Source organism: Pseudomonas sp. SR18 (assembly GCF_023701505.1).
GTDB classification, from domain to species: Bacteria; Pseudomonadota; Gammaproteobacteria; order Pseudomonadales; family Pseudomonadaceae; genus Aquipseudomonas; species Aquipseudomonas cyclaminis.
In genome coordinates this window covers 60,722-84,723 of sequence record NZ_JAMQAU010000023.1, presented here as the reverse complement: position 1 = coordinate 84,723, position 24,002 = coordinate 60,722, and the positions used below count along the sequence as shown (strand labels likewise).

Genomic DNA, 24,002 nt, shown 5'->3' with positions numbered 1-24,002 from the left:
TCGGGGTACCTCCAATGTCGCTGCCCGCTCTGCTTGAACAACGTCTGCGCCTGCCCGTGGTAGTGGCGCCGATGTTCCTGATTTCCAACCCGCAACTGGTCCTGGCCTGCTGTCGCAATGGTGTGGTCGGGAGCTTTCCCGCGCTTAACCAGCGCGAGAGCAGTGGCTTCAAGGCCTGGCTGGAGGAAATTGAAGCGGGCCTGGCGCAACTGGATGACCCCGCTCCGTATGCCGTCAACCTGATCGTGCACAACAGCAACCCGCGCCTGGAGGCGGACCTGGCAATCTGCGTCGAGCACAAGGTGCCGATTGTGATAACCAGTTTGGGCGCGGTAAAAGAGCTGGTAGATGCCGTGCACAGCTATGGTGGCCTGGTGTTTCACGATGTCACTACCCGTCGCCATGCCGAAAAAGCCGCTGAGGCGGGTGTAGATGGCCTGATTGCCGTGGCTGCGGGTGCCGGCGGCCATGCCGGTACCTGGAGCCCGTTCTCACTGATTGCCGAGATTCGCCAGTTCTTCGACAAAACCCTGCTGCTGGCTGGGTGCCTCAATCACGGGCACCAGATCCTCGCCGCACAATTGCTGGGTGCGGACCTGGCGTATTTCGGCACGCGTTTTATCGGTACCACCGAAAGCCACGCCCCAGATGCCTATAAAGAGATGCTGCTCACATCGCGCGCCGCCGACATCGTGCACACTCCCGCAGTCTCCGGCGTTCCCGCTAGCTTTATGCGCCAAAGCCTGGAAAATGCCGGGTTCGACCTCGCTGCCCTGCAAGGCAAAGGCGAAGTCAACTTCGGTTCCAAGCTCAAGCCGCTGGGCGACGAAGCCAAGGCGTGGAAGACCGTATGGTCCGCCGGCCAAGGCGTCGGTGAGATTGATGATTTGCCCAGCGTCGATGAACTCGTTGCCCGCCTGGATGCCGAATACCGCAAGGCGCGCGAGCAGGCCGCACAATTGCGCTGGCCACGCTGACCCAACCGACAGGCCTGCCGATTGAGCGGGCCTGCACCTCCTACCTGAATAAGTGACAAGGAAGCCTGCATGAGCGACAACCGCTTCAGGATTGTGTTTGATGGAGCCTTGCTCCCGGGCGTCGAAAGCACCACGGCCAAGCTGAACCTGGCTGAGCTGTTCAAGAGCACCGTCGAGGACATCGAGAAACTCTTCACCGGTCGCCCGGTCGCACTCAAACGTGACCTGTCACGCCCCGATGCCGAAACCTACCTCACCGCGCTGAAAAATGCCGGCGTGGATGCACGCATCGAAGCTGAACAGCCCGTGGCCTTCAGCCTCGCCGAAACCCACGAGACAAGCTCTGGTGCGACAGACTTCGCTAGCCCAGCCGCTTCACCGTACGCGCCTCCGCGTTCTGCCGTGGGTGACAGCCTCCCGGAATACGCCACGCTGAAGATCTTCACGATCAATGGCCGTATTGGCCGCCTGCGGTATCTGGCCTGGACGCTGGTACTGACCGTCGCAATGCTCGTCGCAGCAGGCATCCTCAGTACTGTGGGCTTCGCCATCGCGACCGCGTCGCCGACGATAGCCATCATTGTTGGCTCGCTGCTCGGTTTCGCACTGTTCGTTGCGGTTATGGTCGTGAGTGTGCAAATCGGCGTGCAGCGCCTGCACGACCTCGGCTGGTCTGGTTGGCTGTACCTGCTTAACCTCGTGCCGCTGGTCAACAGCATTTTCCCGCTGTTGCTGCTGGTCGTGCCAGGTAACTCGGGGGCCAACCAGTACGGCGCGCCGCCACCGCGCAACTCCACTGCGGTGAAGGTCCTGGCGTCCCTGTGGCTGGCATTCATTCCGCTGATGCTCATCATCGTGGTGTCGCTGGGCATGAACGGCTACCTGGACCAACTCGAAACGAACGTGGACAGCAGCTACGAAAGCAGCTCCATCACCTCCGATGAAGACGCCGATCAAAGTGTCATCGTTGATGAAGAAGACGCCCAAAGTGCTGACGAAGCGGCCGAACCTGTAGACTCTGCTGAAGAACAGTAAAGAAACGCCCCCATCCGTGATGCCTCCATCATCGATGGGGGCGTTGCGATGGAGAAAGGCATGACCCGTTACGCTCTGATCACCGGTGCCTCCAGCGGCATTGGCCTGGCCTTGGCCGAAGCACTGGCCCGTCGCGGCCGCAGCTTGATTCTGGTGGCCCGCCAGCGTGATCAGTTGGAAAGCATTGCACTCGAATTGACTCAACGCTTCGGCGTCGAGGTGCTGTTTCGTGCCTGTGACCTGGGCGAGCCGCTGCGCTTGTCCGGGTTCCTGCTGGAGCTTGAAGAAGGCGAGCGGCAGATCGATTTGCTGGTCAACTGCGCCGGCATCGGCACCAGCGGGCCATTCCTGGCCCAGGACTGGATGACCGAACAAGACCTGATTGAAGTCAACGTCCTCGCCCTCACCCGCATGTGTCACGCCCTGGGCAATACCATGGCGTTGCAAGGCGGCGGGCAGATTCTCAACGTCGCATCGATTGCCGCCTTCCAACCCGGCCCGTGGATGAGCAGCTACTACGCCAGTAAAGCCTATGTGCTGCACTTCTCCGAGGGGTTACGTGAAGAACTGAAGACCTGTGGCATCAAGGTCTCGGTCCTTTGCCCCGGCCCTACGCGCACCGCATTTTTCGGCACGGCGCAAATGGACATCGCCAAACTCGATCGCAGCGAACAACTGATGAGCCCGGAAGAGGTCGCGCTCTACACCGTGCGCGCATTGGAAAAGAACAAAGCCATCATCATCCCTGGCCGCCGCAATCGCTGGCTGGCGTTCAGCCCACGTTTCAGCCCGCGCTGGCTGACTCGCAAGATCGCCGGTGCAATCAACAAAGCCTATTGCCCACGCTGACCGGCTGAGTACACTCCCCCTGCACTTTCATAATGGAGAAACAGCTGTGGATACTCTGTTCACCAAGATCATCAACAGAGAAATACCCGCGAAGATCATCTACGAAGATGATCAGGTCCTCGCCTTCCACGATATTGCCCCGCAGGCCCCCGTGCATTTTCTGGTGATCCCGAAGAAGCCGATCCGCACCCTGAATGATCTCACGGAAGATGACAAAGCCCTGGCCGGACACATCCTGTTCACCGCCCAGCGCCTGGCCCTTGAACTTGGCTGCGAGGATGGTTTCCGCGTCGTCATGAACTGCAATGAAAAGGGCGGCCAGACCGTCTATCACATCCATATGCATGTGCTGGGTCAGCGCCAGATGAACTGGCCGCCGGGCTGACAGGCCTCTGAAACGGATCGCAGCACGGTGCTGCGACCCCATGCCCTTGACTCAGCGCAAACGCTTCACCCTCTCTTGCGGTAAACTGGCCGCCGAGATTCTTCCCGGAGGTCAGCATGACTACCCAGCGTCACTACTCGCCGATTGATCGCCTGTTGCTGCAAGCCGACATGGCCATGCGCACGCTGCTGCCCTTCAGCGGCCAACCGTACCGTCCGTCGCCCGCCATTGTGCAGCCCGACGCGCAGATGAGTGAGACAGACACGCGTCATGTCGCCGGCTTGATGCGCATCAACCATACCGGCGAAGTCTGTGCCCAGGCGTTGTACCAAGGCCAGGCCCTGACCGCCAAGCTGCCGCAGGTACGCGCAGCCATGGAGCATGCGGCCGAGGAAGAAATCGACCACCTGGCCTGGTGCGAGCAACGCATTCGCCAACTGGGCAGCCACCCCAGCGTGCTCAACCCACTGTTTTACGGTTTGTCATTCGGCATCGGCGCTGCTGCCGGGTTGATCAGCGACAAGGTCAGCCTGGGCTTTGTCGCCGCGACCGAACATCAAGTGTGCAAGCACCTGGATGAACACCTGGAACAACTGCCGGCCGAAGACGAAAAGTCCCGGGCCATTCTTGAGCAGATGCGTATCGATGAAGAACACCACGCTGAAAGCGCCCTGGATGCCGGCGGTTTCCGCTTCCCGGCGCCGGTGCGGTTCGGCATGAGCGTGCTGGCCAAGGTCATGACAAAAAGCACCTACCGTATCTGACCCAACCTGCAGCCGAAAAAAAGGGCGCTTTCAAAGCGCCCTTTTCTTTTGCCATTGGCGATCAACCCAACTCGACAATCTCGTAGTCGTGGGTAATGGCCACACCAGCCGCGCCGAGCATGATCGACGCCGAGCAGTACTTCTCTGCCGACAGTTCGATAGCACGTTTGACCTGGGCCTCCTTCAGCCCCCGGCCCTTCACCACGAAGTGCATATGGATCTTGGTGAACACCTTGGGATCTTCAGTGGCGCGCTCGGCTTCCAGGAACGCTTCGCAGCTTTCCACGGCCTGACGGGATTTTTTCAGGATGCTGACCACGTCGAAGTTGCTGCAACCGCCCACGCCCAGCAGGAGCATTTCCATCGGACGTACGCCCAGGTTGCGGCCACCGGCTTCCGGGGGGCCATCCATGACCACTACATGGCCACTGCCCGACTCACCGAGGAACATGGCTTCGCCCGCCCATTGGATGCGTGCCTTCATCGCCCAGACTCCACTGCTAAAAAAGGGTCGCCAGCTTAGCACAGGGCCCGAGCGCGGCAGCGTTTCCCGTCAATGTGATCAATAACAGGGCTTACTCGGTAAATTGGCTAATCGAGTCAGAATGTGTCTGTTAAGCTGGCGCCAAATGAGTGGCGTATTGCCACCCTTTATACAGCGTGTATCAATGCCGATACCGCTGAGTACAACAACTCCAACCACCTCGCGCTGCCTTTCGGGATACAACCATGGTTGCTCTGACGCCCATACCCAAGATCAAGAATCTCGACAAGCTGCTGATGCACTGCCAGCGCCGGCGCTACCCGGCCAAGCACAACATCATCTGCGCCGGCGAGCGCTCCGAAACGCTGTTCTTCATTATCAAAGGCTCCGTCACCATCCTGATCGAGGATGAAGACGGCCGCGAGATGATCATCGCCTACCTGAACACCGGGGATTTCTTCGGGGAGCTGGGGCTGTTTGAACAAGCGGGCAAGGAACAGGAGCGCAGCGCCTGGGTGCGGGCCAAGGTCGAGTGCGAAGTGGCCGAGATCAGTTACACCAAATTTCGCGAGCTGGCCCAACACGATCCCGACATTCTGTACGCCCTCAGCGGCCAGATCGCCCAACGCCTGCGCGACACGACGCGCAAAGTCGGCGACTTGGCATTCTTCGACGTCACCGGTCGCGTGGCCCGTTGCCTGCTGGAGCTGTGCAAACAGCCCGATGCAATGACACACCCGGACGGCATGCAGATCAAAGTTACACGCCAGGAAATCGGGCGCATTGTCGGCTGTTCACGGGAGATGGTCGGCCGTGTGCTCAAGGATCTGGAAGAGCGCAACCTGGTGCACGTCAAAGGCAAGACAATGGTGGTGTTCGGTACCCGCTAAACCGGCAGGAAGCTGGCCAGCATCTGACGGTACAAGGTATCCAACCGGCTGATGGCATCCGGTGCGGGGAACGCTTCGTGCAAGGCGATATGGCTGTCGGCACGAACCCGTTGGTCGAGGCCGCACGCCTGGTTGAAGCGGTTGACCGCCGCGATCAACGCTTCGCGATGGTTATCCAGCAGCAAAGCGCCGTGTACCAACCCCACCGGGCGGCCACCGCTTTGCCGCCAGCGCTGGGCAGTGCCGACCATTTTGCGGCCATCGAGATTGACGTTGTAGCGACCGTCGCAGAATGCCCCGTCGATCTCACCCACGGAAGCATTGCCGCCCAGCTCGGTCAGCACATCACAGATCGGCTGGCACAGACGCTGATAACCGGTTTCGATGCGGCCTTGATCACCTTCGCTGCGGGGCGGCGCGTACACCAGCGCAATATTGACCGTAGCACTCGACTGCGGCACCGGCTCACCGCCGGTTTCGCGCAGTAGCACGGGCCAACCGGCATCGGCGGACACGCGACTGGCGACTTCGAAAGCGGGCAGTCGACTCAAGCGACGTGGCATCACCAATGCCTGATCGCTGGGCTGCCAAAACAGCAGCCCGTACTCCAACTCACCGGAGCAAACCGCACCCAACAAATCTTGCTCAGCAGCAAGGCCTGCTTCGACGGTCATCATCACGGGCTGAGTCATCAAACACCTACCTCTCTGGACAAACACAAAACCCAATGTGGGAGGGGGCTTGCCCCGATAGCGGAGTGTCAGCCGACTGGTTCATCAACTGACAGAATGCCATCGGGGGCAAGCCCCCTCCCACATTGTGATCGCATTTCACATCAATCGAGCGTGGAACCGCTGACCGCCACGCCACGCTCCGGGAAGAACAGACGCTGCAGTTCCGCCCCCGGGTTCTCGGCACGCATAAAGGTTTCGCCCACCAGGAACGAGTACACGCCGCTGATTTCCATCAGCTCCACATCGGCGCGGTTGACGATGCCACTCTCGGTAATCACCAGGCGGTCACGCGGGATACGCGGCAGCAGGTCGAGGGTGTTTTCCAGGCTGACTTCGAAGGTATGCAGGTTACGGTTGTTGACCCCGACCAGCGGCGTGTCGAGGGTTTTCAACGCCCGCTCCAGCTCGTCGCCGTCGTGCACTTCCACCAGCACATCCAGGCCGACGCTTTTGGCTACAGCCGCGAGTTCGGCCATCTTCACGTCATCCAGTGCGGAAACGATCAGCAGCACGCAGTCGGCGCCCAAGGCACGGGCTTCGACGATCTGGTACGGGTCGACCATGAAGTCCTTACGGATCACCGGCAACTTGCACGCCGCCCGGGCCTGTTGCAGGAACAAATCGGAACCCTGGAAATAATCAATGTCGGTCAGTACGGACAGGCATGTCGCCCCGCCCTTTTCATAGCTGACCGCGATTTCCGCTGGCACGAAGTGCTCGCGAATCACACCTTTGCTCGGCGAAGCCTTCTTGATCTCGGCGATCACCGCCGGGTGCTTGAGCTTAGCCTGGGCGATCAGCGCATCGGCAAATCCACGTGGTGCGTCAGCGGCTTTCGCTTGGGCTTCCAGCTCAGCCAGGCTCACGCGGGCACGGCGCTCGGCGACTTCTTCGGCCTTGCGGGCGAGGATTTTTTCCAGAACAGTCGGAACACTCATCCTTCATTCTCCATCTTGAATACGGCGGTGAATGCTCCCAGTTCTTCGAGCTTCTCGCGAGCCAGACCGGTGTGCAGCGCATCGTGGGCCAATTCGACACCTTCCTTAAGACTATAGGCGTGGTCGGCTGCGTAAAGTGCCGCGCCAGCATTCAGAACAATCATTTCCGCAGCCTTTTGACCGTTCTCAGTCTTGCGCCGCCCCAGGGCATCACGGATCAGCTCCAGCGACGCCGCCGGGCTTTCCACCGCCAGGCCATGCAGGCTCTGACTCTTCATGCCCAGGTCTTCAGGCTCGACCCAGTATTCGGTGATCTGGTCATTCTTCAGTTCCGCCACAAAGGTCGGCGCGGCGAGGCTGAATTCATCCAGGCCATCTTTGGAATGCACCACCAGCACATGTTTGCTGCCCATGCGTTGCAGTACTTCAGCCAATGGTTTGCACAGCGCCTGGCTGAACACGCCCACCACCTGGTGCTTCACACCGGCCGGATTCGTAAGCGGGCCGAGCATGTTGAACAGGGTGCGCAGGCCCAGGTCTTTACGCGGGCCGGCGGCGTGTTTCATCGCGCCGTGGTGGGACTGGGCAAACATAAAGCCGATGCCGACGTTGTCGATGCAACGCGCCACTTGCACCGGCGTCAGGTTCAGGTAGATCCCGGCCGCTTCCAGCAGGTCGGCACTGCCGCTCTTGCCGGACACCGCGCGGTTACCGTGTTTGGCCACGGTGCAACCGGCCGCCGCCACCACAAAGGAGGACGCGGTCGACACGTTGAAAATATTTGCACCATCGCCGCCGGTGCCGACCACGTCGACCACGCCATCGAGGGTTTTGAGCTCAACCTTGTCCGCCAGCTCGCGCATCACCGAGACGGCGCCGACGATTTCGTCGATGCTTTCGCTCTTCATGCGCATCGCCATCATGAACGCGCCGATCTGCGCGTCGGTGCATTGGCCGGTCATGATCTCGCGCATCACATCGCTCATTTCAGCGGTGCTCAGGTCCAGATGGCCGACGATACGGCTCAGGGCAGTCTTGATATCCATGGAAAGTCCTTAGCGCGTGCCGCCGCTCTGCTTGAGAAAATTGGCGAACAGCTCGTGGCCCTGCTCGGTCAGGATCGATTCAGGATGAAATTGCACCCCTTCGATGTTCAGTGTCTTGTGACGCAGGCCCATGATCTCATCGACCGAGCCGTCTTCCAGCTGGGTCCAGGCGGTCAGTTCCAGGCATTCGGGCAGGGTTTCACGCTTGACGACCAGCGAGTGGTAGCGGGTCACCGTCAAGGGATTGTTCAGGGCCTGGAATACGCCCAGCTCTTTGTGGAACACCGGGCTGGTCTTGCCGTGCATCACCTGGCGCGCACGCACCACGTCACCGCCAAAAGCCTGGCCGATGGATTGGTGGCCCAGGCATACGCCCAGGATCGGCAGTTTGCCGGCGAAATACTGGATGGCTTCAAGGGAGATGCCCGCCTCGGTCGGCGTGCACGGGCCTGGCGAAACCACGATGCGCTCGGGGTTCAGCGCCGCGATCTCGGCCACGGTCAGTTCGTCGTTGCGCACCACCTTGACCTCGGCACCCAACTCGCCCAGGTACTGCACAACGTTGTAAGTAAAGGAATCGTAGTTATCAATCATCAGCAACATGGGGCAAACCTCAGGAATTGGGGGTCTGTTCAGCCAGCGCAACAGCGCGGAACATCGCACGGCGCTTGTTCAGGGTTTCTTCCCATTCGAGGGCCGGCACCGAGTCGGCGACAATCCCGCCACCGGCCTGCACATGCAGCTCCCCGTCCTTGATCACTGCCGTGCGGATCGCAATGGCAGTGTCCATGTTGCCGTTCCAGGCGAAATACCCCACGGCGCCGCCGTAGACACCCCGCTTGACCGGTTCCAGTTCGTCGATGATTTCCATCGCGCGAATCTTCGGCGCGCCCGACAAGGTGCCCGCCGGCAGAATCGCTCGCAACGCATCCATTGCAGTCAAGCCAGCCTTCAGCTCGCCCGTGACGTTGGACACGATGTGCATAACATTGGAGTAACGCTCGATGACCATCTTCTCGGTGAGCTTCACCGAGCCGATTTCCGAGACGCGCCCGGTGTCGTTGCGGCCCAGGTCGATCAGCATCAAATGCTCGGCGATTTCCTTGTCGTCGCTGAGCAGGTCTTCTTCCAGCGCCAGATCGGCTTCTTCGGTCGCGCCACGTGGGCGCGTACCGGCAATCGGGCGCACGGTGATCAGGTTGTCTTCGACGCGCACCAGTACTTCCGGCGAACTGCCTACAACGTGGAAGTCGCCAAAGTTGAAGAAGTACATGTATGGCGTCGGGTTGAAGCAGCGCAGCGCACGGTACAGGTCGATGGGTGCAGCCTTGAAGTCGATGGACATGCGCTGCGACGGCACCACCTGCATGCAGTCACCGGCGAGGATGTATTCCTTGATGGTGTCGACGGCGCGCTCGTAGTCATCCTGGGTAAAACTTGAGCGGAACAACGGATCGCTCGCCGGCGGGCGGCTGAGGTCCAGGCCGCGACGCGGGGTGATCGGCTGGCGCAGTTTTTCCAGCAGGGCTTGCAGGCTGGCCTGGCCTTGTTCGAACGCCTCTTCGCGGGACGGATCGGCCAGTACGATGGCGTGCATCTTGCCGGCGAGGTTGTCGAACACCACCACCGCGTCAGACACCATCAGCAGAATATCCGGCACGCCCAGCGGATCCGGGTTCGGGCATTTGCCCAGGCGTTTTTCCACATAGCGCACGCAGTCGTAGCCGAAATACCCGACCAACCCGCCATTGAAGCGCGGCAGGCCAGCAATGGTCGGCACGTTGTAGCGCGCCTTGAAGGTTTCGACAAAGGCCAGCGGGTCTTCCACGTCATGGCTTTCGATCTCGACGCCGTCATGGGTGATGCTCACATGATGATCGTGTACCCGCATCACGGTGCGGCACGGCAGGCCGATGATCGAATAACGGCCCCATTTCTCACCGCCCTGTACCGATTCCAACAGATAGGAATTGGGCTCGTCGGCCAGTTTCAGGTAGATCGACAGCGGCGTGTCGAAGTCGGCCAGGGTTTCGCAGGCCAGGGGAATACGGTTATAGCCGGCAGCGGCCAAACGCAGGAATTCTTCGCGATTCATGAGGTGCCTCGTGGTGTGAGGGTCTAACAGTCAGGTATGCAAACGTGCCGCAGGGCGCGGCCAGGATCAGTCAGGCGCGCCAACGCCAGCGGGCCAGGGCCTTGATGACTTTCATCCAGAGTTTGCGAGTGACCACCACGATGGGACTTCCAGAAGGGGACGGATCGGTATCGGGCAACGTTATCTCAGCGCCCGCTCCCAAGCAACCGGGGATTAGCAGTCGCAGGTCATCAATCACCAGCGCTGGCGACTCTTCGGCAATCGGCCGGCCATGGTTATAGCCGTAGCTCAGGGCAACACACTGCACGCCTGCAGCTTTTGCCGCCTGCACATCCGTGCGCGAATCGCCGACAAACAACGACTGGGACGCCGGGATATTGGCCATTTTCATCACGAAAAACAGCGCCGCCGGGTCAGGTTTCTTCTGCGGCAAGGTATCGCCACCGATGATCCAGCGGAAATACCGGCCGATTTTCATCTGGTCCAACAGCGGCGCGACGAAACGCTCCGGCTTGTTGGTGATCAGGGCCATTTCCACGCCCTGCTTGTGCAGCCATTTGAGGGTGTCGCGCACGCCGGGATAAACCACGGTCAGTTCATGGCCGTCTTCATAGGCAGCATTGAACAGTTCCAGGGCATGCTCGGCCTCCACCTCATCGACGCCTTCGGGGTCGATGTTGTTGGCCAGGGCCCGGCGTACCAGCATATGCACGCCGTTACCTACCCAGTTACGCACGGATCCCAGACCCGCGGGCGGGCGTCCGAGTTTGAGCAGCATCTGGTCCACCGCCGCCGCCAAGTCAGGCACCGAATCGATCAACGTACCGTCCAGATCGAACATCACCAACCGTGGCAGTTTGCCGGGGAACAGCTGCTCAAAGCCGCTCATGGACGTGCCAGCGCCAGTTCTGCACGCATCTTGTCGATCACTTCCTGGTAGTTCGGCGCGTTGAAGATCGCCGAACCGGCCACGAACGTGTCGGCACCGGCCGCTGCGATTTCACGGATATTGTTGACGTTGACCCCACCGTCGATTTCCAGGCGGATATCACGGCCCGAGGCGTCGATCAGCGCGCGGGCTTCGCGCAGTTTGTCGAGGGTGCCGGGAATGAACTTCTGCCCGCCAAAGCCTGGGTTGACGCTCATCAGCAGCACCATGTCGACCTTGTCCATCACGTACTTGAGTACATCCAGCGGGGTCGCCGGGTTGAACACCAGGCCCGCCTTGCAGCCACCTTCGCGGATCAATTGCAGGGTGCGGTCGACGTGCAGCGAGGCTTCCGGATGAAAGGTGATGTAGGTCGCGCCGGCCTCAATGAAGTCGCCGATGATGCGATCCACCGGGCTGACCATCAGGTGCGCATCGATCGGCGCGGTGACGCCGTATTTGCGCAACGCCGCGCAGACCATCGGGCCGATGGTCAGGTTGGGCACGTAATGGTTGTCCATGACATCGAAGTGCACGAAGTCGGCACCGGCGGCCAACACGTTGTCCACTTCCTCACCCAGTCGGGCGAAATCGGCGGAGAGAATCGATGGGGCAATAACGAAGGGCTGCATGACGCACCTTTTCTGAGCTAAATCACGATGGCGCGCATTGTATACCTCATGCTTTGCTGCGCGCACCGTGACCTAGCTCAATGGCTAGTACGCGGCCCGGTAGATTTTCTCGATATCCGCCACGCTGAGCTTGCGCGGGTTGTTGCGCATCAGCCGTTCGATCCCGACGGCTTCCGCCGCCATGGTCGCAATTGCGCTTTCGGGAATCCCGAAACTGTGAAGCCCGGCCGGGATCTCGACCGCAGCACACAGTCGCGTCATCGCCTCGACCGCCTGGTCGGCCGCGTCATTGGCACTCAACCCCGTGATGTTCACGCCCATGGCCTGGGCAATGTCCTGCATACGCTCGACACACGCGAGCTTGTTCCAGTGCATCACATAGGGCAGCAACAGCGCGTTACTTACGCCATGGGCAATGTTGAAGCGCCCACCCAGCGGATACGCCAACGCATGTACCGCGCCCACCCCGGCGTTGCCGAAAGCCATGCCGGCCATCAGGCTGGCAGTGGCCATGTCGTCGCGGGCCTGCAAGTTGGCCGGGTTGGCGTAGGCCTTGGGCAGCGCCTTGGCGATCAGCTTGATGGCGCCGATGGCCAAGGCGTCGGTGATCGGCGAAGCATTCAGCGACAGATAGGACTCAACGGCATGCACCAGCGCATCCACACCACTGGCAGCGGTGACGCTACGCGGGCAGGTCAGGGTCATTTGCGGGCTGATCAGCGCCACGTCCGGCAACAAGTAATCGCTGACGATGCCCTTCTTGAGCTGCGCGGCCTTGTCGGAGAGGATCGCTACATTGGTCACCTCCGAGCCGGTGCCGGCCGTAGTCGGGATGGCGATCAGCGGCGGGCCCTTGCGCGGTACCTGGTCGACACCAAACAAGTCAGCCAGGGCGCCGTGGTAACCGGCGTAGGCGGCCACGCTTTTGGCGATGTCGATGGCGCTGCCGCCACCCAACCCGATCAAGCCATCGTGGCCGCCGTCGCGGTAGGCCTGCATGCAGTCTTCGACAATGGCGATTTCCGGGTCGGGCAGCACGCGGTCGAAAATCTCATAGGGGCGGTCGCCCAAATGTTCGAGCGCCAACGCCACGGTGCCGGATTTGACCAGCACGGCGTCGGTCACGATCAGCGGGTTATCCACGTCCAGGCGCGTGAGTTCAAAGGCCAGTTGTTCGATGGCGCCAGCGCCGGTCAGGAGTTTGTGGGCGATCTTGAATGAGGAAATACTCATATGCGCGGCCTCTTATTCGGAAATGGGCTGGCACAAGAGTAGCTGACCGAAACAGGTTGTCTTCCATTCAGCAGCTGAATGGTCTTTGTGGTTCAACACACAACCCTTGTGGGAGGGGGCAAACCCGCTCCCACACTTTGATCTGCGCTGCGCTTTAGACCTGGGCAGTACGCAGCTTCTCGCTACGGCCGCGCAGCCATTCCAGGGTCAGCAACAGCAACACCGAGAACGCAATCAACAAGGTCGCCGCTGCGGCAATGGTGGGGCTGAGGTTTTCGCGGATACCGCTGAACATCTGCCGTGGCAGGGTCGCTTGCTCCGGGCCGGCAAGGAACAGCGTCACCACCACCTCGTCGAACGAGGTCGCGAACGCAAACAGCGCCCCGGATATCACCCCCGGTGCAATCAACGGCAAGGTCACCCGACGAAACGCGGTGAGTGGCGAAGCCCCCAGACTGGCCGCCGCACGCACCAGATTGTGGTTGAACCCCTGCAATGTCGCCGACACCGTGATGATCACAAACGGCACGCCCAACACCGCGTGCACCACGATCAGCGAGAAGAAACTGTTACCCAAACCCAGCGGCGCAAAGAACAGGTAGCTGGCCACGCCGATGATCACCACCGGCACCACCATCGGCGAAATCACCAGGGCCATCACCAGCGCCTTGCCAGGGAAATTGCCACGGGTCAGGCCAATTGCCGCCAGGGTACCGAACACCATGGCCAATACCGTGGCTGCCGGGGCGACGATGATGCTGTTCTTCAGCGCACGCATCCACTCGGCCGAGGCGAAGAAATCCTGGTACCAGTGCAGCGAGAAGCCCTGCAACGGGTACACCAGGAAACTGCCGCTGTTGAACGACAGCGGGATGATGACCAGCACCGGCAGGATCAGGAACAGCAGGATCAAGCCGCAGAGGATCCGCAAGCTGTAGAACCAAACCCGCTCAACGGGCGACATGTAAGGGCTCAGCATCGCAAGGTCTCCTCAGCTCAGGCGCAGGCGGCTGGCGCCGACCAGACGGTTGTAGATCAGGTACAGCACCACGGTCGCCAGCAGCAGCAAGCCGCCCAACGCCGTCGCCATGCCCCAGTTGATGCTGGTGTTGGTGTAGAAGGCCACGAAGTAGCTGACCATCTGGTCGTTCGGGCTGCCCAGCAAGGCCGGGGTGATGTAGTAACCAATCGCCAGGATGAACACCAACAGGCAACCGGCGCCCACACCGGCGTAGGTCTGCGGGAAGTACACCCGCCAGAAACTGGCAAACGGGTGGCAGCCCAGGGAAATAGCGGCACGCATGTAGGTCGGCGAGATGCCTTTCATCACGCTGTAGATCGGCAGGATCATGAACGGCAACAGAATGTGCACCATGGAGATGTAGACCCCGGTGCGGTTGAACACCAACTCCAGGGGCTTATCGATCAATCCCATGCCCATCAGCGCGCTGTTGATCAGGCCGCCGGACTGCAACAGCACGATCCACGCCGCCACTCGCACCAGGATCGAGGTCCAGAACGGCAGCAACACCAGGATCATCAGCAGGTTGCTTTTACGCGCCGGCAGGTTGGCCAGCAGATACGCCAGGGGATAGGCCAGCAACAGGCAGATCACGGTGATCACCAGGCCCATCCAGAAGGTGCGGGCGAAGATGTCCAGGTAGATCGCCTGGTCCGGGGTGGCCGGGGCCACTTCGCCGAGGTCGTCGATACGGTGATCCACGGCCGCCAGCAGATAGAACGGCGTCAGGCTGCTGGTATTGCGCCGGATCGCCTGCCAGTACGCCGGGTCGCCCCAGCGTTCGTCGAGGGTTTCCAGCGCTTCTTTATAAGAGGCCGGCGCTTCGGTAAACGGCAGCGCCCGCGCGGTTTTGGTCAGCAGGCTGCGATAGCCGGCCAGTTCCATGTTCAAGCGTTTGGACAGATCGCCCAGGGTCTGGTTTTTACGCGCCTCGCCCAAGTCCTCACTGAGGGCCTGGTACACCGGCTCGCCGGGCAGGCCACGGCCGTCCCAGGCAGTCACCGCCACCACGGTACGCGGCAAACCGCCCACCACTTCCGGGTTGCCGACGCTTTTAAACAACAGCGCGACGATCGGCACCAGGAACACCAGCAGCAAAAACAGCACCAGCGGCGCAATCAAGGCCTGGGCCTTCCAGCGATTGAGCCGCTCGGCACGCGCCAGGCGCTGCTTGAGGGTGGGGATGGCGATGGCCATGGCAAACTCCGGATCTTGAAGATAAATGCAGATCTCCTGTGGGAGGGGGCTTCCCCCCCCCCACAGAGGTTAGGCGGTGTTATTTAGCAGCCCAGGAATTGAAGCGCTGCTCCAGTTGCTCGCCGTTATCCGCCCAGAAGCTCACGTCGATCTGCACCTGGTTGGCGATGTTCTCTGGCGTGGTCGGCATGTCCTTGAGGATGTCCTTGGCCAGCAACGGTACGGCTTGGGTGTTGGCCGGGCCGTAGGCGATGTTTTCCGAGTAGGTCTTCTGCTGCTGCGGCGCGACCGAGAAGGCGATGAATTTCTTCGCCGCTTCGGCACGATCCTTGGCCAGGCCTTTTGGAATGGCCCACGCGTCGAAGTCGTAGATGCCGCCGTTCCACACCACTTTCAGGTTGCTTTCTTTCTGCACGGCAGCGATGCGGCCGTTGTAGGCCGAGCTCATCACTACGTCACCCGAGGCGAGGTACTGCGGCGGTTGTGCGCCGGCTTCCCACCACTGGATCGACGGCTTGAGTTCGTCGAGTTTCTTGAAGGCACGGTCCTGGCCATCTTTGCCGGCCAGCACTTTGTACACATCCTTCGGCGCTACGCCATCGGCCATCAACGCGAATTCCAGGGTGTACTTGGCGCCTTTACGCAGGCCGCGCTTGCCCGGGAATTTCTTGGTGTCCCAGAAATCCGCCCAGTTGGTTGGCGCAGAAGCCAGTTTGTCGGCGTTGTACGCCAGCACCGTCGACCACACGAAGAAACCCACGCCGCACGGCTGGATCGCGCCCTTCACGTAGTTGGCGCTGTCGCCGAACAGTTTCGGGTCGAGCGGCTCGAACATGTCTTCGTCGCAACCGCGGGACAGTTCCGGCGATTCCACTTCGACCAGGTCCCAGGACACGCTCTTGGTGTCGACCATGGCTTTGACCTTGGCCATTTCACCGTTGTACTCACCGGCGACGATCTTGCCGTTACCCGCGCTTTCCCACGGTGCGTAGAAGGCCTTGACCTGAGCCGCCTTATTCGCGCCGCCGAAGGACACGACCGTCAGGTCCGGGCCCGCCATGGCCTGTGTCGCGCCCATCAAGCTCAATGCCAGAACGGAATACTTCAAGGAACTCAACATTGTTGTTCTCTCCACGTGCAGGGTTGGTGAAGCCATGGGGGCGATCAATTCGCCTCTAGAAGTGGGTCGAGTGCGCGAACGTGCTCGACTTGCCAGCCAATCGGTACCACGTCGCCGACCGCCAGGGCTGGGTCCAGCTCGGCAATCGGTTGTTTCACAAAAAAATCGGCCTTGCCGCAGACTTCCAGGCGCACACGCACGTGGTCGCCCAGGTAGATGAATTCCGCCACCCGCCCGGAGAAGCGGTTGACGCAGCTTTCGCTGGAGCCATTGAGACTGACCCGTTCCGGACGTACCGACAGCGTGACCGGGCCACCGATCTGGCCGACGTTGATCGCCAGCGCTTCGACCTTCTCGCCCCGCGCCAACTCGACCACGCAGCGGTCACCGGTATGGCTGTGCAGACGACCATTGAGACGGTTGTTCTCGCCGATGAAATTGGCGACAAAAGTGTTCTTCGGTTCTTCATACAGGGTGCGCGGCGGGGCGATCTGCTGGATCTCGCCCTGGTGGAACACCGCCACTCGGTCGGACATGGTCAGGGCTTCACCCTGGTCATGGGTCACGTACACCACGGTCACACCTAGGCGTTGGTGCAGGTGCTTGATCTCCATCTGCATGTGTTCGCGCAGTTGTTTGTCGAGAGCGCCGAGGGGTTCATCCATCAGCACCAATTGCGGTTCGAACACCAGCGCACGGGCCAGGGCCACACGCTGTTGCTGGCCCCCAGACAATTGCGCCGGGTAGCGCTGAGCGAAGGCGTCGAGCTGGACCATGCTCAGCACACGCTTGACCCGCTCGCTGACGTCGGTCTTGCTCAAACCGCGTACAGACAAGGGAAACGCCAGGTTCTCGGCCACGGTCATGTGCGGGAACAGCGCATAGTTCTGGAACACCATGCCGATGTCGCGCTTGTGCGGCGGCACGTTGTTGATGGAACGCCCGGCCAGCTGGATTTCACCGGCGGTCGGCGTTTCAAAGCCCGCGAGCATCATCAGGCTGGTGGTCTTGCCCGAACCGGAAGGCCCGAGCAAGGTGAGGAACTCGCCCTTGCGAATTTCCAGGTTGAGGTCTTTGACGATCAGGTTCTCGCCGTCGTAGCTCTTCTGCACGCCACGAAAGCTGACCAGCACATCATTTGAATCCACCTCGCTCATACCCGCACCTTTGTGTTTTGGACTGCTGTGGCACAAGCGTAGTCCAGGCGCGAGGCCCCGGAAATCGGGGGCCAGGAGAGAATTGCATCAGCCGGATGGAAGGTTGGGGGTAGGGATTGCCCTACACGGATGGCGGGAATGGAACAGTGCCGTGGTGCGAAGCGCCGGGCATCGCGTCAGCGCGGTTTAAAGCAGGTCGCAAACAGGCATGTCGTCACAACAGCTTGTGTTCCATGGCGTACTTCACCAGATCAGCCAGGGAGGTGATATTGAGCTTTTGCATCAAGCGCGCCTTGTGGGTGCTGATGGTCTTGCTGCTCAGCGCCAGCTGCTGGGCGATGTCATTGACGTTGGCGCCTTGAGCCAGGCGCTCGAACACCGAAAACTCACGCTCCGAGAGCAGCGAGTGCAACGGCCGGGCATCGGTGAGGCCGACTTCGAAGACCATACGGTCCGCCAAATCCGGATCGATGTAGCGCCCGCCCGCCGCGACCTTGCGAATCGCCGTGAGCAACAGCGCCGGGTCGCTGTCCTTGGTCGCGTAACCAGCGGCGCCGACCTTCAGGGCGCGGGCAGCCATTTGCGCTTCATCGTGCATCGACAGCACCAGGATCGCCGGCGGGTTACTCAATGCACGGATCCGGGCAATGGCTTCCAGGCCGTTGACGCCGGGCATCGAGACATCCAGCAACACCACCTCGCACGGCACGTGGCGTAAGGTCTCCAGCAACTGCTCGCCATTGCTCGCCTCCCCCACCACCAGCAGGTCTTTGGCCAGGCCGATCAGTTGCTTGATGCCTTCGCGAACGATGGTGTGGTCTTCGGCTACCAGTACACGGATCACAGGAATTTCCTCTTGGTGTTATGCATCCAGCGGCACCGTCACACTCAGGGTAGTGCCCTCCCCCAACTCGCTGTGCAGGCTCAATTGCCCGCCCATGATCAGCACGCGCTCGCGCATACCGACCAGGCCAAACGATACCGCACGGCCTTCAGGCTGGACGAAACCGACCCCGTCGTCGCTGATGGTCAGCCGCAAATCCGTGCCTTCTATGGCCAGGGTCAGCTCCACAGTATGCGCCTGGGCATGGCGCATCACGTTGGTCAGCGCTTCCTGCAGGATACGAAACAGGCCGATGGCCTTGGCGTCGCTCAGGGCCGGCAGGTTATCCGGCACCTGAACCAGGCAGGGAATCTGCGTGCGCGCTTCGAAGCGTCGGGCCTGCCATTCAATCGCGGAGGCGATGCCGGCGTCGAGAATCGGTGGGCGCAGCGCCGTCGCGACGTCCCGCACCAGTTGGAACAGTTGAGCGATCAGGCGCTTCATGCTGTTCAAGCGCTCGTGCAGGCCGGGGTCCAGTTGCGCATAGGCCAACTCGCACATGGAGGTTTCCAGCTTGAGCACGGTGAGCATCTGCCCGAGCTCATCGTGAACCTCCCGAGCGATGCGGGCTTTTTCTTCTTCGCGCACGGTTTCCAGGTGGGCCGAGAGTTCGCGCAGTTGCGCTTCACTTTGCATCAACGCGGCCAGCGTGCGGCGCAACTCGGTGACATCGTTCAGGTAGACCACCAGGTACTCGGCCTCGGCAAACCGCAGAAAGCTCAAGGACACGTTGGCCGGCAGGATGCTGCCGTCGGCGCGTAAACAATCGGTGGCGAAGTTCTGCGGCCCCTCTTCGCTGGCCCGTGCGCGCTTCCACAGGTTGAGCCAACGGTCCATGTCCAGGGTCGGGTCGAGGTCGACGAGCGGGCGCTCGATCAGCGCACCCGGGGCGTAACCGAGCATGCTTTCGGCGGCGTGGTTGGCGTAGCGCACATGGCTGTCCCAATTGACCCATAGGATGCCGACGGTGCTTTGGTCGATGGAAAACTGCGTCAACCGCAGCGCTTGCGCACCCGCGGCGCGGGCGGCGCTTTCTTCCCGCGCAGCCAGCAGTCCATGTTCGAGCACGCGTTGCTGGCGGCGCTGCCAGAACACGGTCGCCAGACTGGCGAGCAGCAGCAGGCTCAGCAACAGGCTGAGGTTCTGCCACAGCCCAGGCGACTCCGATAACCGTGGGTATTTGGGTTGCAGCCAACGGCTGTGCAGTTGATCCAGGTCGCGGGCGGGGATAGCGGCCAGGGCACTTTCCATGATGCCCGCCAGTTCGGGCCAATCCCTGCGCGTGGCCACCCGCAGCAATTGCGGCAGACCGATGTCCCCCACCACCGCCAGGCCGGCGAACTCGGCCTCGCCAGACAGTCGGCTCAATTGCGCTTCATCCACCACGGCATAACGTGCCTGCTGGCTGACCAACAACTGCAAGGCTTGGCGCTCGATGGGCACGCCTTGCAGGTTGAGGCTCGGATAAGTGCTGCGCAGGTAATCGGCCACCGCGCTGGGCATGCGCACGGCAACGCGGGACTGATCGTCGAGTTTTTCCAGCTCCACCGCGCCGCCGCCCTCGCGGACGCCGACGATATGCTGGGGCACGCGCATATAGGGGTCGCTGAATAACCACAGGCGCAAACCAGCCGGGGTTTGTTGCAGGCCGGGGGCGATGTCCACTTCGTCATCGCGGACGGCGATTTCCAGTTGCTCCTGGTTAGGGAAGTTGCGCCAGGTCAGCTCGATATTCAGCGCCTTGGCCAGCGATTGCATCAACTCCACATTGGCCCCGGACAAGCGCTGCAGGCGCCGGTCGTACTGCGCGTAGGGCACTTGCAGCACCACGCCCACCCGCAACTCCGGGTGCCGGGCCAGCCATTCGCGCTGCTGCGCAGTGAGCTGCGCCTGCGGGGCGGCAGGCGCGGGGGAGGCGTTTGCGATCAAGGCGACGCACAAACAGCCGATAACCAGCAGACAGCGAAAACCCATGATCCACGTCTCACATCACTGACAAAAACTGACCAACCCTTTAGGCTGCTGGAATCTCTTCTGGCCGGAAATCAACGATGCCCTATCGAAACCGTTCGGCACTGCCAGCATTGTGCCTGTCGCTGCTGTTTACCAGTGCCTTTTCTGTACAGGCTGCTGACGCCCCCGCGCCGGCTGCCGAAAAACCTGTCGAGCGCCAACCCCTGCTTGAGCGCAGCCAGGAAGACGCCAGCGCGCTGGAGCGCACGATACCGCAGCAGGAACAGCAACAGCTGCAGGCCGGCAGCGACTCATTCCTCGCCCTGTGGAAACCGGCCAACAGCGCCGAACCCGAAGGCGTGGTGATTATCGTACCCGGCAGCGGTGAAAGTGCTGACTGGCCGCAAGCAATCGGCCCGTTGCGACGCAAATTGCCGGACGCCAATTGGGGCAGTCTCAGCCTGTCGTTGCCGGATGTGAGCGTCGACACCCTGCCGCCGCGCGTGATGGAAGCGCCCAAGGCCACCGTCGACACCAGCAGCAAGGACGCGAGCACCGCCGACAAACCGATCGAACAAGCCGCCAGCGCCGAAGCCGAAGGCACCGATCCGTCAGTGGTGCCGGGTGTCGACGAGCAAGACAAGACCGACGCCTCGCGCATCTTTGACCGCATTGACGCGGCCGTGGCCTTTGCCCAGACCCAAAGCGCACGCAGTGTGGTGCTGGTGGGCCATGGCACTGGCGCCTGGTGGGCTGCACGTTACCTGAGCGAGAAACAGCCGTCTCAAGTGCAAAAGTTTGTGATGGTCGCGGCGCAGACGCCTAACGGGCGCCATCCGGATGTGCAGCAACTGGCGCCCGGACTGAAACTGCCGACTGCCGATGTCTACTATCAGGACAACGCACAGGCACGCAAAAACGCCCAGGCCCGTGCCCAGGCAGCCAAGCGATTGAAGAACGATGGCTACAAGCAGGTGTCACTGAAGACCTTGCCCGGCAACAGCGCTGCGGAACAGGAGCAGTTGTATCGCAGGATTCGCGGATGGTTGAGCCCGCAGGCCAGCACCGACTGAGGAACAGTACATACCCAATGAGGGAAGGGTCTTGCCCCCTCCCACATTGGTTTATGGTTATCCGTGAATCTAACGAAAATCCCGGCGCTCACGAATCAGCGCATAGGCGTTATGCAGCTCGCGAGTGCGCTCGGTGGCCTCATGCACTTGCGTAGGGGTGGCGCCACCGCCGGCGACTTTATCCGGGTGGTGGCGGCTGAGCAGCCGACGGTAGGCACGCTTGATGACCGACGGTTCGGTGGTGGCGGTTACACCTAGCAAGCGCAGCGCGTCCTGATAACTGCCGCCGCGATTGACCAGCGTCTTGCGCTCGGGTGTGTAGTCCGCCGCCAAGGCCTTGAGCTGCTGCGGTGTCCAGCCCAACCACTTGCCCCACAAGTCGATCAGGTCGCGCTCGGCGTCATCCGCCCTGCCGTCCGCCCAGACCATCCGCCAACAGGCGCGCAACACACCTTCCGCTGCATGGGGCTGGGCCTTGAGCACACGCAGATAACTGCGCACACGGTCTGAGCCGGACTTACCCCGATTGAACGCGGCAATCGCGCGGCGCTGCGCGGACTCGGTCATGTCCAGCGAACGCATCTCCTGTCGCGCCTGCTGAATATGCCCGTCGACCACGCGCCCGTTGCTTTTGGCCAGGCGCCCGAGCAATACAAACAACAACTCATCATTGCGCAGCACCGGACGACCACCCATGCGCTCGCGCAGCTGAGCCCAGCTGTGCAGTTGCATTCGACGGTCCAGGGCCTGGCCCAGCAATGCACCCAACAAGGCCCCTGGAATACTGGCAATGGCGAAGCCAGCCCCGGCGCCGATCAGCGTCCCTGGCCACAACATGCTACTGCCCCGCTGTCAGCAGGGTTTCGACTTGCGCCAGGCGCTCCAGCGTGCCGACATCAATCCAGCGTCCCGCCATGTGTTCCCCCGTTACCAAACCTTTAGCCATGGCCTCGCGCAATAGAGGCGCCAGCTTGAAGGCACCGGCGCTGCAACCCGCGAACAATTGAGGGTCGAGCACTGAAATGCCACTGAAGGTCAGGTTATCGGCACCGGGCGCCGCATCATGAAGCAGACCCTCGTCCAGGTAGAAATCACCGCCCGAAGGGTGATGCGCCGGGTTGTCGACCATCACCAAATGGGCCAGGCCCTTGAGCGGCCGATTGAGTGGGGTGAAGTCGTAATCGGTCCAGATATCGCCATTGACCACCAGGAAAGGCTCATCCCCCAGCAACGGCAACGCCCGGAAAATCCCGCCACCGGTTTCCAGCGGTTCGCCCTCCGGGGAGTAGCGGATGCGCAAGCCAAACTGTGCGCCATCCCCCAGGTAGCTCTCGATCTGCTGACCGAGCCAGGCGTGGTTGATCACGATATCGGTGAAACCAGCCTTGGCCAGCGCCTCCAGGTGATATTCGATCAGCCGCTTGCCGCCGGCCTGCACCAGCGGCTTGGGCGTGTGCAAGGTGAGCGGACGCATCCGCTCGCCTTTGCCGGCGGCCAGGATCATGGCCTTCATACCATTGCCTCAGCGGGTTGGCGCAGGCTGGTGAGCAACTCAGCCAATTCGCTCAACTCCGGACGATCCGCGATCACTGCTTCTATATAAGCAAAGAAACGCGGCACGTCGGCCAGGTAGCGCGGCTTGCCGTCGCGATGGCAAATGCGCGCGAAGATGCCGATGACCTTGAGGTGGCGCTGCACGCCCATCAGGTCGCTGGCACGCAGGAAGTCATCGAAATCCTCGTGCACCGGGATGCCAGCCTGGCCTGCACGCTTCCAATAGCCGCGCTGCCATTCGCGCACGCGCCCCTGGGGCCAGCTGAGGAAGGCGTCCTTGAACAGGCAGGTAATGTCGTAGGTGACCGGGCCGTAGACCGCGTCCTGGAAATCCAGCACGCCGGGGTTCGGCTCGCTGATCATCAGGTTGCGCGGCATGTAGTCGCGGTGCACCAGCACTTTGGGTTGCGCCAGGGCGCTCTCGATCAGGCGGTCGCTGACACGCTGCCAAAGGTCTTGTTGTTGTGCATCCAACTCGACGCCCAGATGGCGGCGTATGTACCACTCGGGGAAGAGTTCCAGCTCGCGGCGCAACAAGGCGACGTCATAACTGGGCAGCGGCGCCTCCATCGGCAACTGTTGGAACGCCAGCAAGGCATTGATGGCGTCGGCAAAGAGTTGATCGGCGTTTTGCTCGTCAATCACGTCCAGGTAGGTTTTTCTGCCAAGGTCATTGAGCAAAAGAAAGCCGCGCGGCAGATCTTCTGCATAAATTTTTGGAACATTTACGCCCGACTTCGCCAGTAAATGGGCGATATCGACGAAGGGTTTGCAGTTTTCCTGGGGGGGCGGCGCGTCCATTACCACGAAAGTCCGGCCGCCGCCTTCCCAACGGAAGTAACGCCTGAAACTCGCGTCGCTGCTGGCCGCAGTCAATGTGGCCGGGGGTACGGGGCCCCAGTCCTGAGCGTTGAAAAGGATCGGCAACTGCTCATCCAGCCAGACTTCCAGCTGTTGTAAACGTAGATCTTGCTCGGGCATTACAAGGGTCTCCGACGGCGCTAGCCGTCAAGCGGGGCATGCTTTATTATCACGCATCTTTTTCAGACCATCG

25 protein-coding genes are annotated in these 24,002 nt (G+C 61.3%); 7 read left to right on the top strand and 18 right to left on the bottom strand.

What is annotated here, in order from left to right:
- Window positions 1-14: 14 nt before the first annotated feature.
- From NDJ82_RS25585 to coq7, 5 genes are all read left to right on the top strand, one after another.
- Window positions 15-977, top strand: coding sequence for an NAD(P)H-dependent flavin oxidoreductase (locus NDJ82_RS25585; RefSeq protein WP_099585645.1), 963 nt, complete (start codon window positions 15-17; stop codon window positions 975-977).
- Window positions 978-1,046: 69 nt separating this feature from the next.
- Window positions 1,047-2,012: a DUF805 domain-containing protein gene (locus tag NDJ82_RS25580; protein WP_250926546.1), complete on the top strand. Its 966-nt coding sequence runs from the start codon at window positions 1,047-1,049 to the stop codon at window positions 2,010-2,012.
- 60 nt (window positions 2,013-2,072) lie between these two features.
- Entirely contained in the window at window positions 2,073-2,861 is a 789-nt protein-coding gene (locus NDJ82_RS25575) for an SDR family NAD(P)-dependent oxidoreductase (RefSeq protein ID WP_250926545.1), read from the top strand.
- Window positions 2,862-2,907: 46 nt separating this feature from the next.
- A complete protein-coding gene (locus NDJ82_RS25570) occupies window positions 2,908-3,246 on the top strand; it encodes a histidine triad nucleotide-binding protein (RefSeq protein ID WP_250926544.1) in 339 nt (112 codons plus the stop codon).
- A gap of 116 nt (window positions 3,247-3,362) precedes the next feature.
- The gene (gene coq7 / locus NDJ82_RS25565) at window positions 3,363-4,010 is read left to right on the top strand and encodes a 2-polyprenyl-3-methyl-6-methoxy-1,4-benzoquinone monooxygenase (protein WP_017138087.1); all 648 of its coding nucleotides are present in this window, start codon (window positions 3,363-3,365) and stop codon (window positions 4,008-4,010) included.
- 61 nt (window positions 4,011-4,071) lie between these two features.
- Here the strand turns inward: coq7 and NDJ82_RS25560 are convergent, their stop codons facing one another.
- Complete coding sequence (locus tag NDJ82_RS25560; protein WP_020295492.1) at window positions 4,072-4,494, bottom strand: OsmC family protein; 423 nt, start codon at window positions 4,492-4,494, stop codon at window positions 4,072-4,074.
- Window positions 4,495-4,739: 245 nt separating this feature from the next.
- On the opposite strand from NDJ82_RS25560, the gene crp reads away from it, so the two are divergent.
- The gene (gene crp / locus NDJ82_RS25555; protein ID WP_099585649.1) at window positions 4,740-5,384 is read left to right on the top strand and encodes a cAMP-activated global transcriptional regulator CRP; all 645 of its coding nucleotides are present in this window, start codon (window positions 4,740-4,742) and stop codon (window positions 5,382-5,384) included.
- Here the strand turns inward: crp and NDJ82_RS25550 are convergent.
- From NDJ82_RS25550 to NDJ82_RS25485, 14 genes are all read right to left on the bottom strand, one after another.
- Complete coding sequence (locus NDJ82_RS25550; protein ID WP_250926543.1) at window positions 5,381-6,076, bottom strand: lipoate--protein ligase family protein; 696 nt, start codon at window positions 6,074-6,076, stop codon at window positions 5,381-5,383. The two genes, crp and NDJ82_RS25550, sit on opposite strands and share 4 nt — an antisense overlap.
- Before the next feature lie 143 nt (window positions 6,077-6,219).
- Window positions 6,220-7,056, bottom strand: coding sequence for an indole-3-glycerol phosphate synthase TrpC (gene trpC / locus NDJ82_RS25545; RefSeq protein WP_099585651.1), 837 nt, complete (start codon window positions 7,054-7,056; stop codon window positions 6,220-6,222).
- Window positions 7,053-8,102, bottom strand: coding sequence for an anthranilate phosphoribosyltransferase (gene trpD, locus NDJ82_RS25540; protein WP_099585652.1), 1,050 nt, complete (start codon window positions 8,100-8,102; stop codon window positions 7,053-7,055). The genes trpC and trpD overlap by 4 nt, the downstream gene beginning before the upstream one ends.
- A gap of 9 nt (window positions 8,103-8,111) precedes the next feature.
- Complete coding sequence (locus tag NDJ82_RS25535) at window positions 8,112-8,705, bottom strand: aminodeoxychorismate/anthranilate synthase component II (protein ID WP_099585653.1); 594 nt, start codon at window positions 8,703-8,705, stop codon at window positions 8,112-8,114.
- Window positions 8,706-8,715: 10 nt separating this feature from the next.
- Window positions 8,716-10,197, bottom strand: a complete 1,482-nt coding sequence (trpE, locus tag NDJ82_RS25530; RefSeq protein ID WP_191946859.1) for an anthranilate synthase component I — start codon at window positions 10,195-10,197, stop codon at window positions 8,716-8,718.
- A 70-nt stretch (window positions 10,198-10,267) separates the two neighbouring features.
- On the bottom strand, window positions 10,268-11,086 hold the full coding sequence (locus NDJ82_RS25525; RefSeq protein WP_250926542.1) for a phosphoglycolate phosphatase: 819 nt from the start codon (window positions 11,084-11,086) through the stop codon (window positions 10,268-10,270).
- On the bottom strand, window positions 11,083-11,757 hold the full coding sequence (rpe, locus tag NDJ82_RS25520) for a ribulose-phosphate 3-epimerase (protein ID WP_032883842.1): 675 nt from the start codon (window positions 11,755-11,757) through the stop codon (window positions 11,083-11,085). Before rpe ends, NDJ82_RS25525 begins: the two co-directional genes overlap by 4 nt.
- Before the next feature lie 84 nt (window positions 11,758-11,841).
- Complete coding sequence (locus tag NDJ82_RS25515; protein WP_158877570.1) at window positions 11,842-12,990, bottom strand: iron-containing alcohol dehydrogenase; 1,149 nt, start codon at window positions 12,988-12,990, stop codon at window positions 11,842-11,844.
- 154 nt (window positions 12,991-13,144) lie between these two features.
- Window positions 13,145-13,969: an ABC transporter permease gene (locus NDJ82_RS25510; RefSeq protein WP_017739612.1), complete on the bottom strand. Its 825-nt coding sequence runs from the start codon at window positions 13,967-13,969 to the stop codon at window positions 13,145-13,147.
- A 12-nt stretch (window positions 13,970-13,981) separates the two neighbouring features.
- Complete coding sequence (locus tag NDJ82_RS25505) at window positions 13,982-15,208, bottom strand: ABC transporter permease (protein WP_099585657.1); 1,227 nt, start codon at window positions 15,206-15,208, stop codon at window positions 13,982-13,984.
- A 79-nt stretch (window positions 15,209-15,287) separates the two neighbouring features.
- Complete coding sequence (locus NDJ82_RS25500) at window positions 15,288-16,328, bottom strand: ABC transporter substrate-binding protein (RefSeq protein ID WP_250926541.1); 1,041 nt, start codon at window positions 16,326-16,328, stop codon at window positions 15,288-15,290.
- A gap of 44 nt (window positions 16,329-16,372) precedes the next feature.
- On the bottom strand, window positions 16,373-17,485 hold the full coding sequence (locus NDJ82_RS25495) for an ABC transporter ATP-binding protein (RefSeq protein WP_099585659.1): 1,113 nt from the start codon (window positions 17,483-17,485) through the stop codon (window positions 16,373-16,375).
- A gap of 214 nt (window positions 17,486-17,699) precedes the next feature.
- Window positions 17,700-18,329 (bottom strand): response regulator, encoded by a 630-nt coding sequence (locus NDJ82_RS25490; RefSeq protein ID WP_250926540.1) that lies wholly within the window; start codon window positions 18,327-18,329, stop codon window positions 17,700-17,702.
- A gap of 18 nt (window positions 18,330-18,347) precedes the next feature.
- Window positions 18,348-20,342 carry a PAS domain-containing sensor histidine kinase gene (locus NDJ82_RS25485; RefSeq protein WP_250926539.1) on the bottom strand — a complete coding sequence of 665 codons (1,995 nt, stop codon included), beginning with the start codon at window positions 20,340-20,342 and terminating at the stop codon, window positions 18,348-18,350.
- Window positions 20,343-20,419: 77 nt separating this feature from the next.
- Here NDJ82_RS25485 and NDJ82_RS25480 point away from each other — a divergent pair, with 77 nt between their 5' ends.
- A complete protein-coding gene (locus tag NDJ82_RS25480; RefSeq protein WP_099585662.1) occupies window positions 20,420-21,394 on the top strand; it encodes an alpha/beta hydrolase family protein in 975 nt (324 codons plus the stop codon).
- 69 nt (window positions 21,395-21,463) lie between these two features.
- Here the strand turns inward: NDJ82_RS25480 and NDJ82_RS25475 are convergent, their stop codons facing one another.
- The 3 genes from NDJ82_RS25475 to NDJ82_RS25465 are packed head-to-tail and all read right to left on the bottom strand — an operon-like array spanning window position 21,464 to window position 23,929.
- Entirely contained in the window at window positions 21,464-22,231 is a 768-nt protein-coding gene (locus NDJ82_RS25475; protein ID WP_099585663.1) for a TerB family tellurite resistance protein, read from the bottom strand.
- Window position 22,232: 1 nt separating this feature from the next.
- The gene (gene murU / locus NDJ82_RS25470) at window positions 22,233-22,907 is read right to left on the bottom strand and encodes an N-acetylmuramate alpha-1-phosphate uridylyltransferase MurU (protein ID WP_250926538.1); all 675 of its coding nucleotides are present in this window, start codon (window positions 22,905-22,907) and stop codon (window positions 22,233-22,235) included.
- Window positions 22,904-23,929, bottom strand: coding sequence for an aminoglycoside phosphotransferase family protein (locus NDJ82_RS25465; RefSeq protein ID WP_250926537.1), 1,026 nt, complete (start codon window positions 23,927-23,929; stop codon window positions 22,904-22,906). The genes murU and NDJ82_RS25465 overlap by 4 nt, the downstream gene beginning before the upstream one ends.
- Between the last annotated feature and the right edge of the window lie 73 nt (window positions 23,930-24,002).

Excerpts from the sequence above, each read along its gene's own strand:
- NDJ82_RS25525 (WP_250926542.1), bottom strand. The coding sequence starts at position 11,086 with ATGAGCGGCTTTGAGCAGCTGTTCCCCGGCAAACTGCCACGGTTGGTG.
- NDJ82_RS25485 (WP_250926539.1), bottom strand. The coding sequence starts at position 20,342 with ATGGGTTTTCGCTGTCTGCTGGTTATCGGCTGTTTGTGCGTCGCCTTG.
- trpC (WP_099585651.1), bottom strand. The coding sequence starts at position 7,056 with ATGAGTGTTCCGACTGTTCTGGAAAAAATCCTCGCCCGCAAGGCCGAA.
- NDJ82_RS25580 (WP_250926546.1), top strand. The coding sequence starts at position 1,047 with ATGAGCGACAACCGCTTCAGGATTGTGTTTGATGGAGCCTTGCTCCCG.
- trpE (WP_191946859.1), bottom strand. The coding sequence starts at position 10,197 with ATGAATCGCGAAGAATTCCTGCGTTTGGCCGCTGCCGGCTATAACCGT.
- trpD (WP_099585652.1), bottom strand. The coding sequence starts at position 8,102 with ATGGATATCAAGACTGCCCTGAGCCGTATCGTCGGCCATCTGGACCTG.
- NDJ82_RS25575 (WP_250926545.1), top strand. The coding sequence starts at position 2,073 with ATGACCCGTTACGCTCTGATCACCGGTGCCTCCAGCGGCATTGGCCTG.
- murU (WP_250926538.1), bottom strand. The coding sequence starts at position 22,907 with ATGAAGGCCATGATCCTGGCCGCCGGCAAAGGCGAGCGGATGCGTCCG.
- NDJ82_RS25465 (WP_250926537.1), bottom strand. The coding sequence starts at position 23,929 with ATGCCCGAGCAAGATCTACGTTTACAACAGCTGGAAGTCTGGCTGGAT.
- NDJ82_RS25550 (WP_250926543.1), bottom strand. The coding sequence starts at position 6,076 with ATGACTCAGCCCGTGATGATGACCGTCGAAGCAGGCCTTGCTGCTGAG.
- NDJ82_RS25505 (WP_099585657.1), bottom strand. The coding sequence starts at position 15,208 with ATGGCCATCGCCATCCCCACCCTCAAGCAGCGCCTGGCGCGTGCCGAG.
- NDJ82_RS25535 (WP_099585653.1), bottom strand. The coding sequence starts at position 8,705 with ATGTTGCTGATGATTGATAACTACGATTCCTTTACTTACAACGTTGTG.
- NDJ82_RS25480 (WP_099585662.1), top strand. The coding sequence starts at position 20,420 with ATGCCCTATCGAAACCGTTCGGCACTGCCAGCATTGTGCCTGTCGCTG.
- NDJ82_RS25500 (WP_250926541.1), bottom strand. The coding sequence starts at position 16,328 with ATGTTGAGTTCCTTGAAGTATTCCGTTCTGGCATTGAGCTTGATGGGC.
- NDJ82_RS25475 (WP_099585663.1), bottom strand. The coding sequence starts at position 22,231 with ATGTTGTGGCCAGGGACGCTGATCGGCGCCGGGGCTGGCTTCGCCATT.
- NDJ82_RS25560 (WP_020295492.1), bottom strand. The coding sequence starts at position 4,494 with ATGAAGGCACGCATCCAATGGGCGGGCGAAGCCATGTTCCTCGGTGAG.
- crp (WP_099585649.1), top strand. The coding sequence starts at position 4,740 with ATGGTTGCTCTGACGCCCATACCCAAGATCAAGAATCTCGACAAGCTG.
- NDJ82_RS25585 (WP_099585645.1), top strand. The coding sequence starts at position 15 with ATGTCGCTGCCCGCTCTGCTTGAACAACGTCTGCGCCTGCCCGTGGTA.
- NDJ82_RS25495 (WP_099585659.1), bottom strand. The coding sequence starts at position 17,485 with ATGAGCGAGGTGGATTCAAATGATGTGCTGGTCAGCTTTCGTGGCGTG.
- coq7 (WP_017138087.1), top strand. The coding sequence starts at position 3,363 with ATGACTACCCAGCGTCACTACTCGCCGATTGATCGCCTGTTGCTGCAA.
- NDJ82_RS25510 (WP_017739612.1), bottom strand. The coding sequence starts at position 13,969 with ATGCTGAGCCCTTACATGTCGCCCGTTGAGCGGGTTTGGTTCTACAGC.
- NDJ82_RS25515 (WP_158877570.1), bottom strand. The coding sequence starts at position 12,990 with ATGAGTATTTCCTCATTCAAGATCGCCCACAAACTCCTGACCGGCGCT.
- rpe (WP_032883842.1), bottom strand. The coding sequence starts at position 11,757 with ATGCAGCCCTTCGTTATTGCCCCATCGATTCTCTCCGCCGATTTCGCC.